This window comes from Mesorhizobium sp. B2-8-9, from assembly GCF_006439475.1.
Classification (GTDB): Bacteria; Pseudomonadota; Alphaproteobacteria; order Rhizobiales; family Rhizobiaceae; genus Mesorhizobium.
The window spans coordinates 63,926-79,651 of sequence record NZ_VFTQ01000016.1; the positions used below are offsets into that span (position 1 = coordinate 63,926).

At 64.9% G+C, this 15,726-nt stretch carries 13 protein-coding genes; 5 read left to right on the forward strand and 8 right to left on the reverse strand.

The genetic code is table 11. The features are described from left to right. Positions 1 to 22: 22 nt before the first annotated feature. From FJ423_RS19560 to FJ423_RS19595, 8 genes are all read right to left on the reverse strand, one after another. On the reverse strand, positions 23 to 1,015 hold the full coding sequence (locus FJ423_RS19560; protein WP_140844056.1) for a cyclodeaminase: 993 nt from the start codon (positions 1,013 to 1,015) through the stop codon (positions 23 to 25). Beyond that, entirely contained in the window at positions 1,012 to 1,995 is a 984-nt protein-coding gene (eutB, locus tag FJ423_RS19565) for a hydroxyectoine utilization dehydratase EutB (RefSeq protein ID WP_140844058.1), read from the reverse strand. Before eutB ends, FJ423_RS19560 begins: the two co-directional genes overlap by 4 nt. Before the next feature lie 19 nt (positions 1,996 to 2,014). Beyond that, entirely contained in the window at positions 2,015 to 2,791 is a 777-nt protein-coding gene (eutA, locus tag FJ423_RS19570; RefSeq protein ID WP_140844191.1) for an ectoine utilization protein EutA, read from the reverse strand. A gap of 5 nt (positions 2,792 to 2,796) precedes the next feature. Continuing rightward, positions 2,797 to 3,456: an ectoine/hydroxyectoine ABC transporter permease subunit EhuD gene (ehuD, locus tag FJ423_RS19575; protein WP_140844060.1), complete on the reverse strand. Its 660-nt coding sequence runs from the start codon at positions 3,454 to 3,456 to the stop codon at positions 2,797 to 2,799. Positions 3,457 to 3,472: 16 nt separating this feature from the next. Beyond that, positions 3,473 to 4,132, reverse strand: coding sequence for an ectoine/hydroxyectoine ABC transporter permease subunit EhuC (ehuC, locus tag FJ423_RS19580; RefSeq protein WP_095765846.1), 660 nt, complete (start codon positions 4,130 to 4,132; stop codon positions 3,473 to 3,475). Between the two features lie 194 nt (positions 4,133 to 4,326). Continuing rightward, a complete protein-coding gene (gene ehuB, locus FJ423_RS19585) occupies positions 4,327 to 5,178 on the reverse strand; it encodes an ectoine/hydroxyectoine ABC transporter substrate-binding protein EhuB (protein WP_140844062.1) in 852 nt (283 codons plus the stop codon). A gap of 93 nt (positions 5,179 to 5,271) precedes the next feature. Continuing rightward, positions 5,272 to 6,057, reverse strand: coding sequence for an ectoine/hydroxyectoine ABC transporter ATP-binding protein EhuA (gene ehuA / locus FJ423_RS19590; RefSeq protein ID WP_140844064.1), 786 nt, complete (start codon positions 6,055 to 6,057; stop codon positions 5,272 to 5,274). Positions 6,058 to 6,193: 136 nt separating this feature from the next. Further along, complete coding sequence (locus tag FJ423_RS19595; RefSeq protein WP_140844066.1) at positions 6,194 to 7,579, reverse strand: PLP-dependent aminotransferase family protein; 1,386 nt, start codon at positions 7,577 to 7,579, stop codon at positions 6,194 to 6,196. An 82-nt stretch (positions 7,580 to 7,661) separates the two neighbouring features. Here FJ423_RS19595 and FJ423_RS19600 point away from each other — a divergent pair, with 82 nt between their 5' ends. The 5 genes from FJ423_RS19600 (at position 7,662) to FJ423_RS19620 (ending at position 15,511) form a co-directional block, all read left to right on the forward strand. Next, a complete protein-coding gene (locus FJ423_RS19600) occupies positions 7,662 to 8,147 on the forward strand; it encodes an Lrp/AsnC family transcriptional regulator (protein ID WP_140844068.1) in 486 nt (161 codons plus the stop codon). A 417-nt stretch (positions 8,148 to 8,564) separates the two neighbouring features. Next, positions 8,565 to 10,058 carry an NAD-dependent succinate-semialdehyde dehydrogenase gene (locus FJ423_RS19605; protein ID WP_140844070.1) on the forward strand — a complete coding sequence of 498 codons (1,494 nt, stop codon included), beginning with the start codon at positions 8,565 to 8,567 and terminating at the stop codon, positions 10,056 to 10,058. 34 nt (positions 10,059 to 10,092) lie between these two features. Then, a complete protein-coding gene (locus tag FJ423_RS19610; protein WP_140844072.1) occupies positions 10,093 to 11,472 on the forward strand; it encodes an aspartate aminotransferase family protein in 1,380 nt (459 codons plus the stop codon). A 22-nt stretch (positions 11,473 to 11,494) separates the two neighbouring features. Beyond that, the gene (locus FJ423_RS19615; protein ID WP_140844074.1) at positions 11,495 to 12,595 is read left to right on the forward strand and encodes an alcohol dehydrogenase family protein; all 1,101 of its coding nucleotides are present in this window, start codon (positions 11,495 to 11,497) and stop codon (positions 12,593 to 12,595) included. Positions 12,596 to 12,961: 366 nt separating this feature from the next. Further along, a complete protein-coding gene (locus tag FJ423_RS19620) occupies positions 12,962 to 15,511 on the forward strand; it encodes a caspase family protein (RefSeq protein WP_140844076.1) in 2,550 nt (849 codons plus the stop codon). Positions 15,512 to 15,726 lie beyond the last annotated feature (215 nt).

The following is a 15,726-nucleotide window of genomic DNA, read 5'->3' on the forward strand; positions in this document are numbered from 1 at the left end:
TTGTTGGGCCTGGCGGCCAGCATCAACTTTCGAAATTGAGCCCGGCATTGGCGGCGCGCGCACGGTCGCGAGCCAAAGTGGCGATTGCGGTGTCCTGCACGCCGGTGCCGGTGAGGTCGGCGATGGTGATGTCGCTGGCCGAGCGCCGTCCGGGCTTGCTGCCGGCGATGATCTGGCCGAGCTCCGTGACCTCGGCGTCGGCGGCGAAGACCGCCGCCTCGACGGCGTGATGGAGCTCGCCCAGACGCCGCGTCTGCTTGGCGCTGTCGGCGACATAGAGATCGGCCATGCGCAGGATCGCCGGCGCGATCTCGTTCTTGTGCTCGGCGTCTGAGCCCATGGCGGTGATGTGCTGGCCGGCGGTGACGAAGCCTGCCTTGATCAGCGGTTCGGTCGAAGGCGTGGTGGTGACGATGATGTCAGCGCCCGCTGCCGCGTTCGCCGCATCCGGCTCGGCCCGCACGAGGATACCGAGCTTCTCGCGCAGGCGCGCGGCGGTGGCTTCAGCCTTGGCGGCGTCACGCGCCCAGATGCGCGCTTCCTCGATCGGTCTGACGAGACACAGCGCTTCCAACTGCAGGCCGGCCTGAAGGCCGGCGCCGAAGATCGCGGCGACGCTGGAGCCTTGGCGCGACAAATGCTTGGCCGCGACCGCGCCGGCGGCAGCCGTGCGGATATCGGTGAGATAGCCATTGTCGAGCAACAGCGCCTCGACCACGCCGGTCTTGGCCGAAAGCAACACCATCATGCCGCCGCCGCTCGGCAGGCCGAGCGTCGGGTTGTCGAAGAAACCGGAGCTTATCTTGACGGCGAAGCCGTCTATGCCGGGCACATAGGCGGACTTCACGTCGACCTCGCCGCGATGCTCGGGAATGTCGAGCCGCAGGATCGCTGGCATCGCCACCGGCAGGGTGGCCAAGGCGCGAAAAGCGTCCTCGATGCAGGCAACGGCGTCCAGATCAAGCGTCACGATCTTGCGCAGATCACTCTCGGTGAGAATGGTTATGCGGCTCATGCTGCGCGCTCCGCGATTGTCTCGCCGCAGACGATGCGGCGGTGCAGGTCCATGTCGATGTTCTTGCCGGAGAGGATGAGAACAGCGGGGCCGCTCACTTTGGCCTTGCCGGCAAGCAGCGCGCCTATGCCGACGGCCCCGGCGCCTTCGACAATCTCGCGCTCCTCTTCATACGCATGGCGGATGCCGGCCGCGATCTCCTCCTCCGAAAGCAGGACCGCGTCGTCGAGCAGTCCCCGGCACATGGCAAAGGTCAGCCGGTTGTCGAGCCCGATGCCGCCGCCGAGCGAATCCGCCAGTGTCGGCAGTTCCTCGACCTGCACCGGCCGGCCGGCGTCGAGGCTGGCCTTCATCGCAGCACCGCGCGCCATCGAGATGCCGATGACTTTGGTGCGCGGGCTCACGCCTTTGACCGCCGCCGCCACACCGGCCGCCAGCCCGCCGCCGGAGAGCGGCACCAGCACGCTTGCCGCGTTCGGAACCTGCTCCACGATTTCCAGCCCAAGCGTGCCTTGTCCGGCGACGATATCGGCATGGTCGAAGGGCGGCAGCATGACCAGCCCTTCTTCCGCCACCAGCCTGTCGACTTCCTGCTGGGCGTCGTCCTGGCTGTTGCCGACGATGCGGATATCCGCGCCGAGACGACGAATGGCGTCGAGCTTGTTTTCCGGCACCAGCCTCGACATGCAGATCACCGCGCGGATGCCTTCGAGCTTCGCCGCATGCGCCAGCGCGCGGCCGTGATTGCCGGTCGAGGCGGCGACGACGCCGCGCGATTTTTCTTCCGCGCTCAATGCTGCGATCGCATTGGAAGCGCCGCGCAGCTTGAACGCGCCGGTGGTCTGGTGATGCTCCAGCTTGAGATGAACAGGACGGCCCGCGCGCTCCGAGAGGCTTTGCGACAGCACCATGGGTGTCCGCTCGACCTTGCCGGCAATGCGTTCGCGCGCCGCGCGAATATGCTGAAGCTCAACAGTCATTTCGATCACGGGCACTCGTTCACTGGGCCAGCGGCTTCGTCCATAGCCGGCCGAACTCGGGCCGGGGCGTTTCGTTGCCGCACAGCCGCAGGCAATTCCAGGCGCTGGCCTGGTTGCTGGTGACGACTGGACGTCCGATCGCCTCTTCCATAGCTGGAACCGCGAGCGCGGCGCGCAGCGCGGTGCATGAGACGAACAGCGCATCGGCCTGCGGATAGATGATCTTGCGCGCCAGCTCGACCAGGGACGCCGGCGTGATGCGCGCCATCTCGCGGTCGTCCTCGAAGCCCAGGCAGGTGAAGCTCTGGATATCGAAGCCGTGCGCCGCGAAATAGGCGGCCATCGGCCGGCTGGTCTCGACGGTATAGGGAGTCAGGATGCTGACGCGCCTCACCCCGAACGCGTTCAGGCCGCGCACACCGGCCATCGGCGGGGTGACGACGGGCACGCCGGGCTTGGCTGCATGGATCGCCTGCTCGATCTCAGCGTCGCCGATCACCACCGACGCAGAGGTGCACGAGTAGCATATCGCATCGAGCGGCTCGTCCGGCAGGATGAGCGCCGCGCCCGCCGAAAGCGACGGCTGCATCTTGCGCAGGTTTTCCGGCGTCGTCGGATTGGCGTAGGGGATGCGCGCAACATAGACGCCGATCCGCTCGCTCGCCACCATGCGGCGGAAATCCACTTCGCTGGTGTGATCGGTCGCAAGCGCAATCAGGCCGACGCGCTTTTCCAGCGGACGCGAGTCCAAAGTGGGACGCGCCGTTTCGAGGCGGATCTCGGGCAATGCGTTCATGACTTTCATCTTTCGATCCTGCCGTAGCGATGCTCCAGCCAGCGCAACAGCACGACGGAGCAGAGGCTGATGACGAGAAAGAAGGCGCCGACCAGCGTCATCGGCTCGATGTAGCGGTAATAGGTGTTGGCGACGCTCTTGGCTTGGTTCATCAGTTCCAGCACGGTGATCGCCGACAGCAGCGGCGTCTCCTTGAACATGGCGATGAAATAGTTGGCCAACGCCGGGATCATCGGCGGGATCGCCTGCGGCAGGATGATATGCGTCCAGGTGTGGCGGCCGCCCAGATTGCAGGCCTTGGCAGCTTCCCACTGGCCGCGCGGCACATTGTCGATGCCGGCGCGGTAAACCTCGGCCGTGTAGGTGCCGTAATGCAGGCCGAGCCCGATGATGCCCGCCACCAGCGGCGGCAGCAGGATGCCGATGTCGGGCAGCACGTAGAAGATGAAATAGAGCTGCACCAGGAGCGGCGTGCCGCGGATGAACTCGGCGAACCAGCCGACGCTGCGCGCGACGATGCGGTTCTCCGAGCGCCGCGCCAGCGCGATCCCAAGCCCCACGATCGCCGCCAGGACCGAGCCGAGCACCGTCGCCAGGATGGTGATCTTCACCCCCTGGATAAGGGTCGGCATGATCTCCCAGACGAAGTTCCAATCCCAGTCCATTATTTGGCCCATTCCATCAGACGCGCACTCCGTCGAGGCCGCGCGCCATGCGGCGCTCCAGCGTGCGAATGCCCCAGGAGATAATCAGCGCCAGCGCGAAATAGATGACGAGAACGGAGAGGAAGGGCATCAGCGTGCTGCCGGTCTGCGAGCGCACCACCTGCGCCTGGAAAGTCAGGTCGGCGAGCGAGATAAGCGAGACGACCGAGGTTGCCTTGAGCAGCTCGATCGCGTTGTTGCCGAAGGTCGGCAGCATGACCAGCAGCGCCTGCGGCAGGATCACATGGCGCATGCCTTGCCAGCGGCCGAGATTGAGCGCCGTGCAGGCCTCGTATTGCTCGCGGCCGACCGACAGGATGGCGCCGCGCACGACTTCCGCCGCATAGGCGCCGACATTCAAGCCCAGCGCCAGCACGCCTGCCTGCAGCGGCGTCAGCGACAGGCCGGCGAAAGGTAGCACGAAATAGGCCCAGAACAACTGCACGAAGATCGAGGTGCCGCGGAAGAATTCGATGTACGTCGTCGCCAACGCGCGGATGATGAAGAAGCGCGACACGCGCCCCATGCCAGCCAGGAAGGCCATGATCAGCGCAAGCACCGACCCCATCAGCGTCAGCTCGATGGTGACAAGAGCTCCCTGCAATATCAGGCCGAGATAGCCGGACCACTGGGTCATTAGGTTGCGAATTTCCTAGCGTTTTGCGGTTGTGCGAGGCGGCTGCGACAAGTCCCTTCTCCCCGTTCACGGGGAGAAGATGCCGGTAGGCAGATGAGGGCGGAGCCAGCCTTGGCAGAATTTGGCGCCGCCCCTCATCCGTCACTTCGTGACACCTTCTCCCCGTTGAACGGGGAGAAGGCAAAGGCCGCGTCCTACTTCGCCGCGCAGAGCTTCTCGCGCGTCGTCGACATCGCCGCCTTGGCGGAGAAGCCGTAGGGCTCGATGATCTTGGCGAACTCGCCGGACTTCTTCATCTTGGCGAGCTCGACGTCATAGGCGTCGCGTAGTGCCTCGTCGCCTTTCTTGAAGGCCGCGCCATCGCAATAGACCGGCGCGCCCTGCACCGGCGCGATCACTTCGAGGTTCGGGTCGTTGGCCTTCTTCATCAGGTCGTTGATCGAGAGCACAGGCAACGAATAGGCGTCGATACGGCCGTCCTGCACCATCTTCAGGCCGCTCTGGCCGTCCGGCACGACGATGACGCGATCGCGCGGCACGCCGGCAGTGAGCGCCAGCTTCTCCTCGGTGCCGCCGCCCGGCGCACCGACCGTGGCGGAGCTGTCCTTGGCGATGTCCTCGTAGCTCTTGAAGCCCTTCGGATTGCCCTTCTTCACCAGCATCGCTTCGGCATCGCAAAGCACCGGCTCGGAATAGGCGACTGCCGCGCAGCGCTCCGGCTTCATAAACAGACCGGCGGTGACGACGTCGAAGCGGCCGGCCTGCAGGCCGGGGATCATCGCGCCGTATTCGGAGATGGAAGCGACGACGTCGTTGACGCCGAGACGCTTGAAGATCTCGCGCGCCACGTCGGGTGCCGCGCCCGAAACCTTGCCGTCGGCCGCGACCGCCGTATAGGGCGGCTCGTTGGCGATGGCGACGCGGGCGAAGCCTTGCTGCTTGAGCTGCTCCAGCTTGGCGTCATCCGCCGACCGCGCGCCGGGGGCGAGCAGCATCGCGGTGATCGCGAGGCCGGCGACGCCAGCCAGAATGCCAAGTTTCTTCATTGTTCCCAACTCCTTGTTTGTCTTCTTGGTTTGCCTGGTTCGGGCGGCCTTTGACCGCCCGTGGACGGCTTGCGCCGCCCGCTCGCATTGCGGTCAGACGCGATGTCCGGCCGCGATGATCTTCTTCAGGAAGCTCTGCGTTCTTTCCTGTTTGGGATGGCGGAAAATCTCATCGGGCTTGCCTTCCTCGACGATCCTGCCGCGGTCGAAGAACAGCACGCGGTCGGCGAAGTCGTGGGCGAAGCCCATCTCATGGGTGACCAGAAGCATCGTCATGTCGGTCTCGGCGGCGAGCTTGCGCATGACGTTGAGCACTTCCTCGACGAGCTCGGGGTCAAGCGCCGAGGTGACCTCGTCGAACAGCATGATCTTGGGCGACAGCGCCAACGCCCTGGCGATCGCCACGCGTTGCTTCTGGCCGCCGGAGAGCTGCGCCGGCATCGCCTTTGCCTTGTCCGCAAGTCCGACCATGTCGAGCAGTTCCATCGCCCGCTTCTCGGCGGCGGCGCGCGCGACGCCCTTGGTCAGCATCGGCGCCAGGGTCACATTGTCCATGACGCACTTGTGCGGGAAGAGATTGAACAGCTGGAAGACCATGCCGATTTTCTGGCGCATCCTGGCCAGGTGCCGCTCGTCGGCCGGCAGCAGCTGGCCGTTGCGCTCCATGTGGTAGAGCTGCTCGCCGTCGACCTGGATGTGCCCGCCGTCGATCTTCTCCAGCGTCATCAGGATGCGCAGGATCGTCGTCTTGCCGGAACCGGACGGGCCGATCAACGCCAGCTTCTCGCCAGGCATGACCTGCATCGACAGGCCGTCCAGCACCTTGAAGGCGCCGAAGCTCTTCGAAATCGCATCAACCTTGATGATGGGCGCGGGCAATCCATGTCCCCGTTCTGGAGAAGCCTATGTTCTTAACGATGCGAAACGTGCCAAATCATGTCAATTGGAAAAATAATATCATGACAATATTTCCGGCGCGGCACAATTTCAGGGCAATCTGAGCTTCCTTTGTGCATCAGATGGCGAGCAGGAGATGCTCCGGATCGCCGAGCAGCAGTTTGGCGACAACGCTCAGGCCCGCCCGCAGTTCCCCCTCGGTGGTCGATCCGAGGGAGATGCGCACGGCCGGATGCCAGGGCGTGTCGGCGATGCGGAACGAGGTGCCTGGCGCGATCGCCACCCCGCGCAGGCGCGCCTGCGCGACAAAGCTCTCCTCGGCCCGGTCGCCCGGCAGCTCGAGCCACAGATGCAGCCCGTCGCGATGACAGCGATAGTCGACACCCGTGAGCACTTCCGCGGCGATCTCCTGCCGGCGCCTCAGCGCGCCACGCTGCCAGTTGACCAATTCCATCGCTGTGCCGTCGGTCACCCAGCGCGTGGCGATCTCTGCAACCATCGGCGTCGCCATCCAGTTCGAGACGAGGTGGCGGTTGGCGACAGCCGCGACATAGCGGTCCGGTACCGCGAGATAGCCGATGCGCAGGCCTGGCACGACGATTTTGGTGAAGGAGGTGACGTAGAGCGTCCGTTCCGGCGCGAAGGCGGCGACCGCCGGCGGCCGGCCTTCGACCAGCGGCCCGAGCACGTCGTTCTCGATGATGGCGATGTCGTGCTTGCGTGCGACCGCCGCGATCTGCTCGCGCCTTGTGGCGTCCATCAGCGTCGCCGTCGGGTTGATTACCGACGGCTGCACGAACACAGCGCGAATGTCCGAGAGGCGGCAGGCCTCGTCGAGCGCTTCGGGGACCAGCCCGTTGCCGTCGATCGGCAGGCCTTCGAGATTGAAGCCGAGATAGCGGGCGAGCGGGATCAGCGTGTGGTGGCCGATCGCCTCGGTGGCGACCGTCGAGCCGGGCGGCGCGACGCTCATCAGCGCCACCGTCATGCCGGCAGTGGCGCCGTTGGTCAGGCTGATGTTCTGCGGCGAGGCTTCAAGGCCGCAAAGTTTCAGCCATTCGATCGCGACCGCGCGGTGGCGCGGGAAAACCATGTTCGGCCGGAACGATAGCGCCGAGCTCGACGGCAGGTTCTCGGCCAGCCAGCCCAGCGCCTGCTTTAGTTTCTCCAAATGCATCGGCTCGCAGACCGGCTTCAGGATCGAGAGGTCGATGACCTCGCCCAGCCGTTCCGGGATGTAGGGCGGCTCGGGCTCGCGGCGCTGCGTCTGCACGAAACTACCGCGGCCGACCTCGCCGGAAATCAGTCCCCGGCGGATCAACTCCTCATAGGCGCGGCTGACGGTCTGCACCGAAAGCTTCAGATCGTCTGCCAGCCGGCGGTGCGTCGGCAGCCGCGTGCCGTTGGCCAGACGCCCGTCATGGATGGCGCGCGCGAACTGGTCGGCCAGCGAGAGATAGGCCGGCCGGCGGATGAGAGCAGGATCTGGCTGCCAAAATGTCATGACTTATTAGAGATCGAAATCAGTGCAATTGACAATCGAAATAATGCATCGTCATGGTGTCCGCAACGAAAGGCGGACCCGCATGGCGGCAGCGAAACTCGACCCGATCGACCTCAGGATTCTCGATGCCATCCAGCGCGACGGGCGTATCACCAAGCTCGCGCTGGCCGAGAAGGTCGGCCTGTCGCCAACGCCGTGCTGGATGCGGCTGCGCAAGCTGGAGAAGGCCGGCATCGTCTCCGGCTATCACGCCGCGATCGCCATGCGTGTCATCGCGCCGGTGGCGACGGTGCTGATGGAGGTCACCCTGGCCAATCATCGCCAGGCTGACTTCGACCGCTTCGAGCGGGTGGTGCGCGATATCCCGGAGATCGTCGCCTGCTGGTCGGTGGGCGGCGGCGTCGACTACGTACTGAAAGTGATGGCGCGCGACATCGACGCCTATCAGCGGCTGGTCGACGGCCTGCTTGAGCGCGAGATCGGCATCGACCGCTACTTCACCTACATCGTCACCAAGACGGTCAAGGACGAGACCGTGCTGCCGGTGGCCGATCTGCTGCCGGAATAAGGGCGAGTCGATCCCACGATCAGCGTGGAGATTAGCCGAAACGTCCGCTACTTCGTCATCCACGGGCGGAGCAAGGAGCGAAGCGACGCGGCGCAGACCCGAGGATCCATTCCGTAAGGCCAAGGCGTTGCAACGGTGCAGAATTCTGCTCCGCTGCGCCCTTCGATCAAGGTCACGGAATGGATCCTCGGGTCTACGCGTCCGCTTCGCTTCCGCTCCGCCCATGGATGACCAAGTTGTGGGAGGCGGCCAATTTCACCGGTTGGTGGCATCCGGCGGCTGGTAAGCTAGAGAGATTGACCTGCTCTCCCGGACAAATAGAGACAATCTCTCTACATCGGACCGCCGAAACAGCCTCTTTGTCCCGATTGCACGACTAGTCTCTCCATATCGCCTCGGCACCGGGAGACCCGACTGATGTCCGCACATTTTGCCCGTACCAACCACCATGACGCGCTCGACCGCCTCGCCGATCGCCGGCTGCTGCGCGCGCTCGCCTATGTCGATGGCCATTGGACCGCGAGCGAAGCGGCGGCAAGCTTTGAGGTTACCGATCCGGCCACCGGCGCTACCGTCGCCTTCGTAGCCGCGCTCGATGCCGCCCAGACGACAAAGGCGATCAATGCGGCGTCGCGCGCGTTTTCCGCCTGGCGCTCGGCGCTGCCGCAGGAGCGCTCGAAAATCCTGCGAAAATGGTTCGATCTGATCATCGCCGCCAAGGACGATCTGGCGCTGCTGATGACGCTCGAGCAGGGCAAGCCGTTGAAGGAATCGCTTGGCGAGATCGACTACGCCGCGTCCTTTATCGAGTGGTATGCCGAGGAAGCGAAACGCCTCAACGCCGAAAGCGTCACCAGCCATCTGCCGAATGCCGAGATGTCGGTGCGCCGCGAGCCGCTCGGCGTCGTCGGGGTCGTCACGCCCTGGAATTTTCCGTCGGCCATGCTCACCCGCAAGGCGGCCGCGGCGCTCGCCGCCGGCTGCACGGTTGTGGCGCATCCGTCCTCGGAGACCCCGCTGTCGGCCCTGGCGCTGGCGGAACTCGGCGAGCGTGCCGGGCTGCCGGCAGGCGTCTTCAACGTCGTCACCGGCGATGCGCGCACGATTGTCGGCGCGATGTGCGCCGATGCGCGGGTCCGCGCCATGAGCTTCACCGGCTCGACCGAGGTCGGCCGGCTGATCGCCGCGCAGAGCGCTGCGACGATGAAACGACTGGTGATGGAACTCGGCGGCCACGCGCCGCTGATCGTCTTCGACGACGCCGACATCGATAAGGCCGTGGCGATCGCGCTCGATGCCAAATTCGCCACCTCCGGCCAGGATTGCCTCGCCGCCAACCGCATCTATGTGCAGCGGCCGATCTATGATCGCTTCTGCGCTGCTTTCGCCCGCCGCATCGAGCAGCTCCGCACCGGCAATGGCTTATCGGCAGACGCCGATATCGGACCGCTGATGCATGAGCGCGCGGTCAAGAAGGTCGAGGAGCAAGTCGCCGATGCGCTCACCCACGGTGCACGCTGCCTGACCGGCGGTAAGCGTCACGCGGCCGGGCCGCTGTTCTACCAGCCGACGCTGCTCGCCGATGTGCCGGACGAAGCGCTGATCATGCGCGAAGAAACCTTCGGCCCTGTCGCGGCTGTGACGCCATTCGACGACGAGGCGGAAGTCGTCGCCCGCGCCAATGCCACGGAATATGGCCTGGTCGCCTATGTCGTCACCGAAAACGGCGCGCGCCAGGCGCGCATGGGCCGCGCCTTGGAGTACGGCATGGTCGCCATAAACCGGGTCAAGATCACCGGCGCGCCGATCCCTTTCGGCGGCGTCAAGCAATCAGGCATCGGCCGCGAAGGCTCCCGCCACGGCCTCGAAGCTTTTACAGACCTCAAATACCTTTGCCTCGACGTAGCCTAAGCTACGCAGGCCTCATTCTCGTCAGGAGTCAAAAATGCTCGAACAGTCCAACGAACTCTCCGCTTGGGACCGCGACCACTTCTTCCATCCCTCGACGCATATGGGCACGCACGCGCGGGGTGAGTCGCCGGCCCGCATCATGGCCGGCGGCGAAGGCGTCACCGTCTGGGACAACACCGGCAAGAAGAGCATCGATGCCTTCGCCGGCCTCTATTGCGTCAATGTCGGTTACGGCCGCCAGAAGATCGCCGACGCCATCGCCGAGCAGGCGAAGAACCTCGCCTACTATCACGCCTATGTCGGGCATGGCACCGAGGCCTCGATCCGGCTCTCCAAGATGATCATCGACCGCGCGCCGAAGGGCATGAGCCGAGTCTATTTCGGTCTCTCCGGCTCGGATGCCAACGAGACCAACATCAAGCTGATCTGGTATTACAACAACGTTCTCGGCCGGCCGGAGAAGAAGAAGATCATCTCGCGCTGGCGCGGCTATCACGGCTCGGGCATCATGACTGGGTCGCTGACCGGGCTCGAGCTGTTCCACAACGCCTTCGACCTGCCGCGCGCTCCGATCCTGCACACCGAAGCACCGTATTATTTCCGCCGCGCCGACCGCTCGATGAGCGAGGAGCAGTTCTCGCAATATTGCGCCGACAAGCTGGAAGAGATGATCCTGGCCGAGGGCCCCGACACGGTCGCGGCCTTCATCGGCGAGCCGATCCTCGGCACCGGCGGCATCGTGCCGCCGCCGGCCGGATATTGGGCAAAGATCCAGGCCGTGCTCAACAAATACGACGTGCTGCTCGTCGCCGACGAGGTGGTGACCGGCTTTGGTCGTCTCGGCACCATGTTCGGTTCCGACCATTACGGCATCAAGCCCGACCTGATCACCATCGCCAAGGGCCTGACCTCGGCCTATGCGCCGCTTTCCGGCGTCATCGTCGCCGACAAGGTCTGGCAGGTGCTGGTCAATGGCTCGGACAAGCTCGGCTCGCTCGGCCATGGCTGGACCTATTCGGCGCACCCGATCTGCGTTGCCGCCGGTGTCGCCAATCTCGAGCTGATCGACGAGATGGACCTGGTGCGGAACGCCGGCGAGACCGGTGCTTACTTCCGCGCCGAGCTTGCCAGGGCCGTTGGCGGCCACCGGAATGTCGGCGAGGTGCGTGGCGATGGCATGCTGGCCGCAATCGAGTTCGTCAAGGACCGCGACGACCGCGTCTTCTTCGATCCGGCGCTGAAGGTCGGGCCGCAGATCGCCACCGCGCTCGCCGCCAGCGGCGTCATCGGCCGCGCCATGCCGCAGGGCGATATCCTCGGTTTCGCGCCGCCGCTCTGCCTGACGCGCGAGGAAGCCGACATCGTCGTCGCAAAGACCGCCGACGCGGTGAACAATGTATTGGCCAGCATCTGAGAAGTGACATCCGAGAAGCGACATGAATGCCATGACCAGAACTCTTCCCGCCACCATGGCCGCCGTGCAGCTTACGGGCCATGGCGGCCTTGAGAAGCTCGTCTACCGCACGGATGTGAAGGTGCCGGCACCTGCCGCCGGCGAGGTGCTGGTCAAGGTCAGCGCCTGCGGCATGAACAACACCGATGTCTGGGTGCGCCAGGGCGCCTATGGCACGGAGGAAGATGCCGGGGCGGTGTCGACGTGGCGCCGGCAAGGCAACACTCTGACCTTCCCGCGCATCCAGGGCACCGACACTGTTGGCACGATCGTCGCCGTCGGCGACGGCGTGTCCGCGGAGCGCATCGGCGAGCGCGTCATGGTCGATTTCTCGATCTATAATCGCGACGACGATTCGCTGGCCGACATCGACTATATGGGCCACGGCCGTGACGGCGGTTATGCCGAATACCAGGCGCTGCCGGCCGAGAACGCGCATGTCGTCGACACCGATCTGAGCGACGTCGAGCTAGCCACCTTCTGCTGCGCCTATCTCACCGGCGAGCAGATGCTGGAGCGGGCGGCGCTAAAAGCTGGCGAGCGTGTGTTGGTCACCGGCGCCTCCGGCGGTGTCGGCTCCGGCATCGTGCAACTGGCGAGGGCGCGGGGCGCCATCCCCTATGCCGTCGTCGGCAAGGGCAAGGAACAGGCCGTGCTCGACATCGGCGCCGAGAAGGTGATCACGCGCGGCGTGGCCGACCTGCTCACCGCCGTCAACGAAGCGACGAATGGCCAGCCCATCGATGTGGTGGCCGACCTCGTCGGCGGCGCCATCTTCAACGACCTCCTACGCATCCTGCGGCCCGAAGGCCGCTACACGACTGCCGGCGCGATCGCCGGGCCGGTCGTGCAGCTCGACCTCCGCACCATGTATCTGAAGCAGCTCCAACTCCACGGCTCGAGCCAAGGCACGCGCGCGGACTTCCGCCGTATCGTGCGCTACATCGAGGAAAAGAAGATCAAACCGCTGGTCGGCGGCGCGTACAAACTGTCGGACTTCCACCGCGCCCAGACCGACTTCATGGCCAAGGACTTCGTCGGCAAGCTGGTGGTGGTGCCGGACGCGATGTGGAGCGGCGCCTGACCCGGGAAAGAGGCCGGCTTGGGCTCGGCGGGTCGCCGTAGCCTTCCGTCCGGAATTGCGTAAAGCAAAGAGATAGGACGTTTTCGCCTTTTCCATGAAACGCCGTGGCGTCGCAGACACGCAGCGCTGCGCGGAGGCGTGGCTCGCCGATGGCGATCCTGCATCGACAGACGCCGATGCGCTTACCCAGGTCATTGCGGCGCCGGGGTCTCTGGGTTATTTTAGCAGCTGGTTGAATGCGCGATCTGCCTTGCCATCGCAGGCGCGTTCCTTGCCGTCTTGGCAGATTGTGAAGTCTTTAACAGACCGCGATGCCGCAAGCTGCGTTCTTGTGGCCGACGGGTGATAGCAGTTAGGGATTTTACCATGCTGCGATGCTGCGCGCTGATAGCAGCCTTGATCCTCGTGGGCCTCGCGACGGTGCAGGCGCACGCCGATCGAAGGGTTGCGCTTGTCATCGGCAATTCCGAATATCGCGAAATCCCTGCGCTGAAAAATCCGGACAAGGATGCCGACGACGTGTCGAGCACGTTCCGGCTGGCCGGCTTCGATGTGTTCGTCGCCAAAGATCTCACCAAGCTCCAGTTCGAGAAGGAATTTCGCAATTATCTCGCGGCGGCGGACGGCGCCGATTTGGCGGTCGTCTACTATTCGGGTCACGGCTTTCAGATCGGCGGCGAGAATTTCCTGATCCCGGTCGATGCGTCGCTCAAGGATGCGGCGGACATCGAGGTGCAGGCGGTCAAGCTCGACGACGTCCTGCAACAGTTGCGCGCCAAATCGAAGATCCAGGTGATCATCCTCGATGCCTGCCGCAACAACCCGTTCCCGCGCAAGGATTACTGGCTGCGCGACCAGTTGATCGCGGCCGGCGGCACCGGCCTCGCGCAGGTGAAAAGCTCGCTGAACACGCTGATCGCCTTCGCCACGGAACCCGGCGCCGTCGCCTATGACGGGTCCGGCGATCTCAGCCCGTTTTCATCCGCCTTCTCGCGCCGCGCGCTGGCGCCGAACCAGGAGATACGCTCGGTCATGGCGGCCGTCCGCCGCGATGTGGTCGAGGCCACCAAGGGCGCGCAGGTTCCCTGGGAAAATTCCTCGCTGATCGACGAGGTGGTGCTGATGCGCCGCGCCAGCCGGCCGGCTTTGCCGCCGGTGCTGGAAAAGACCGTACCGTCGGGCGTCGGTCCGGTCGCGCTCGACCTGCCGGTGCCGGTCGATGTCGATGGCGGCGCGGTCACTATCAGCATCGAAAGGCCGCCGGCGCTGGGGCGTCTGATCCTGGACGGCAAGCCGGTCGCGACGGGCGAGCCGATAGAGGGCAAGGATCTGCCGCGGCTCGCGATGGATGTGCCGAAGGGCGCCGACGCCGAGGACCAGGTCGATATGCTGGCCTATGCCGCGCATGACGAATGGGGCGGCGGATCGCAGGGCATACTGGTGTTCCGGGTCAAGAATGGCGAGGGTGCCGCGGGCAAGCAGCTTGTCGCCTCGCTCGAGTCGAAACAGAAGCAGCAGGTGGTGGAGCGCGGCATCCACATCGCCGGCGCCGCCGAGGCGATCGAGAACCGCGACGTCAAGATTCCGGTCGGTATCGGCCCGGTGCCGCTGAAGCTGGATTTCCCGACCAACGATCCGGCCGTAAGCGTGAAGCTTGCGAGCTATCCGGCAACCGGGACGCTGTCCCTGCCGGACCGGACCTTGTCGCCGCAATCGAGCCTGATGGCCGACGAGGTCGATAAACTGCGCTACGAACCGCAGATAGGCGCGGTCAAGCCATTGATAGTCGGCGTCGAAATCAGAGCTGACAACACATCGTCGAAGCCGGCGACGATGAAGCTGTCGCCAAGCGTCGATCCCTGCGACACGCAGGCAGGCGAACCCTTGGACCTGCAGGGCGTCGTTCCCGGCCTGTTGCCGAACGAGATCGGCGCCGGGGCGGTGGAGGCCTGCCGGGCGGCTGTGAAGGCCTATCCCGATGTCGCCCGCTTCCACTACGAACTCGGCCGCGCGCTGCTCGCCGCCGGCAAGGTCGAGGAGGCCAAGAAGGCGATCCAGAAGGCTGCCGACAAGGGACATGTCCGCGCCGTGTTCGAGCTCGGCTACCTCAACGCGACCGGCACGGGTATGCCCGCGAACCGCAAGCAGGCCAACACTTTCTACGCGGCGGCGTCCAATAAGGGCGACCCCTATGGAATGACTTCATGGGGCCGCGCCTTGTTCAACGGTTACGGTGTCGATCGCGACACCGGCAAGGGGCTTGACCTGCTGCTCAAGGCGGCGGCGATGGGTCATACCTATGCGATGAACGACCTTGCGGCGATCTTCACCGAAGGCCGCAACGGCGTGCCGGCCGATCCGGCTCGCGCCGTGGCCTTCCTCAAGGCCGGCGTCGAGCGGCAGGACATGTATTCGATGAACCTGCTTGGCCGCAATTATCTCTCCGGCACGGGGGTCGAGAAGGACCCCAAAACCGCGCTCACGCTGTTCCAGAAATCGATGGATCTCGGCCAGCCCTATGCCCCCGGCAGCCTTGCACGCATGTACAGGGACGGTGTCGGCGTGCAGCAGGATCTGGCAGAGGCGCAAAGGCTGTTCGAGCTGGCGACCGATCGCGGCGATCAGTCGGCCGCATATGATCGCGCGGCGCTGGAGATGCAAAGAGGCGACAAGGCCGACCAGGCGGTGGCCGCGCGCTATCTTGCTTTCGCGGCCGCGCTCGATCTTCGCAACGAGATTCCGGACGCAAAGGCGACGCTCGCGAAATTTGGAGCCAAGGCGAAGACAGCGGCTCTGAAACAGATGCGTGGGGAACTCAAATCCAAGATTTCGGCGGACGGCTCGTTGGACGATCAACTGGTCAAGACGGCCAGGGCGGTCTGGGAACAAGCCAATCCGCGCCGGGACCTGTTCTGATCAGCAAGGAGGCAATGTTGTGGGCTGGGCATCGAAACACGCAATCGTCGCAACAATCCTGTCCGGTGCTCTCGCAGTCGCGGGCTGCACGACCGTGACGCCCAGGGTCGAGCCGGCCCCGACGGAGAAGCATAGGACGAAGGCTGTTCGCACGACGACCGCGCCAAAAGTCGTCGAGCGCAAGAAGGTCACCGCCAAGAAACTGATCAAGCCCG

What these genes read in the sequence shown, in the direction of transcription:
- FJ423_RS19560 (WP_140844056.1), bottom strand. Translation starts at nt 1,015, where the DNA reads ATGAGCCGCATAACCATTCTCACCGAGAGTGATCTGCGCAAGATCGTG.
- eutB (WP_140844058.1), bottom strand. Translation starts at nt 1,995, where the DNA reads ATGACTGTTGAGCTTCAGCATATTCGCGCGGCGCGCGAACGCATTGCC.
- eutA (WP_140844191.1), bottom strand. Translation starts at nt 2,791, where the DNA reads ATGAACGCATTGCCCGAGATCCGCCTCGAAACGGCGCGTCCCACTTTG.
- ehuD (WP_140844060.1), bottom strand. Translation starts at nt 3,456, where the DNA reads ATGGACTGGGATTGGAACTTCGTCTGGGAGATCATGCCGACCCTTATC.
- ehuC (WP_095765846.1), bottom strand. Translation starts at nt 4,132, where the DNA reads ATGACCCAGTGGTCCGGCTATCTCGGCCTGATATTGCAGGGAGCTCTT.
- ehuB (WP_140844062.1), bottom strand. Translation starts at nt 5,178, where the DNA reads ATGAAGAAACTTGGCATTCTGGCTGGCGTCGCCGGCCTCGCGATCACC.
- FJ423_RS19595 (WP_140844066.1), bottom strand. Translation starts at nt 7,579, where the DNA reads ATGACATTTTGGCAGCCAGATCCTGCTCTCATCCGCCGGCCGGCCTAT.
- FJ423_RS19600 (WP_140844068.1), top strand. Translation starts at nt 7,662, where the DNA reads ATGGCGGCAGCGAAACTCGACCCGATCGACCTCAGGATTCTCGATGCC.
- FJ423_RS19605 (WP_140844070.1), top strand. Translation starts at nt 8,565, where the DNA reads ATGTCCGCACATTTTGCCCGTACCAACCACCATGACGCGCTCGACCGC.
- FJ423_RS19610 (WP_140844072.1), top strand. Translation starts at nt 10,093, where the DNA reads ATGCTCGAACAGTCCAACGAACTCTCCGCTTGGGACCGCGACCACTTC.
- FJ423_RS19615 (WP_140844074.1), top strand. Translation starts at nt 11,495, where the DNA reads ATGAATGCCATGACCAGAACTCTTCCCGCCACCATGGCCGCCGTGCAG.
- FJ423_RS19620 (WP_140844076.1), top strand. Translation starts at nt 12,962, where the DNA reads ATGCTGCGATGCTGCGCGCTGATAGCAGCCTTGATCCTCGTGGGCCTC.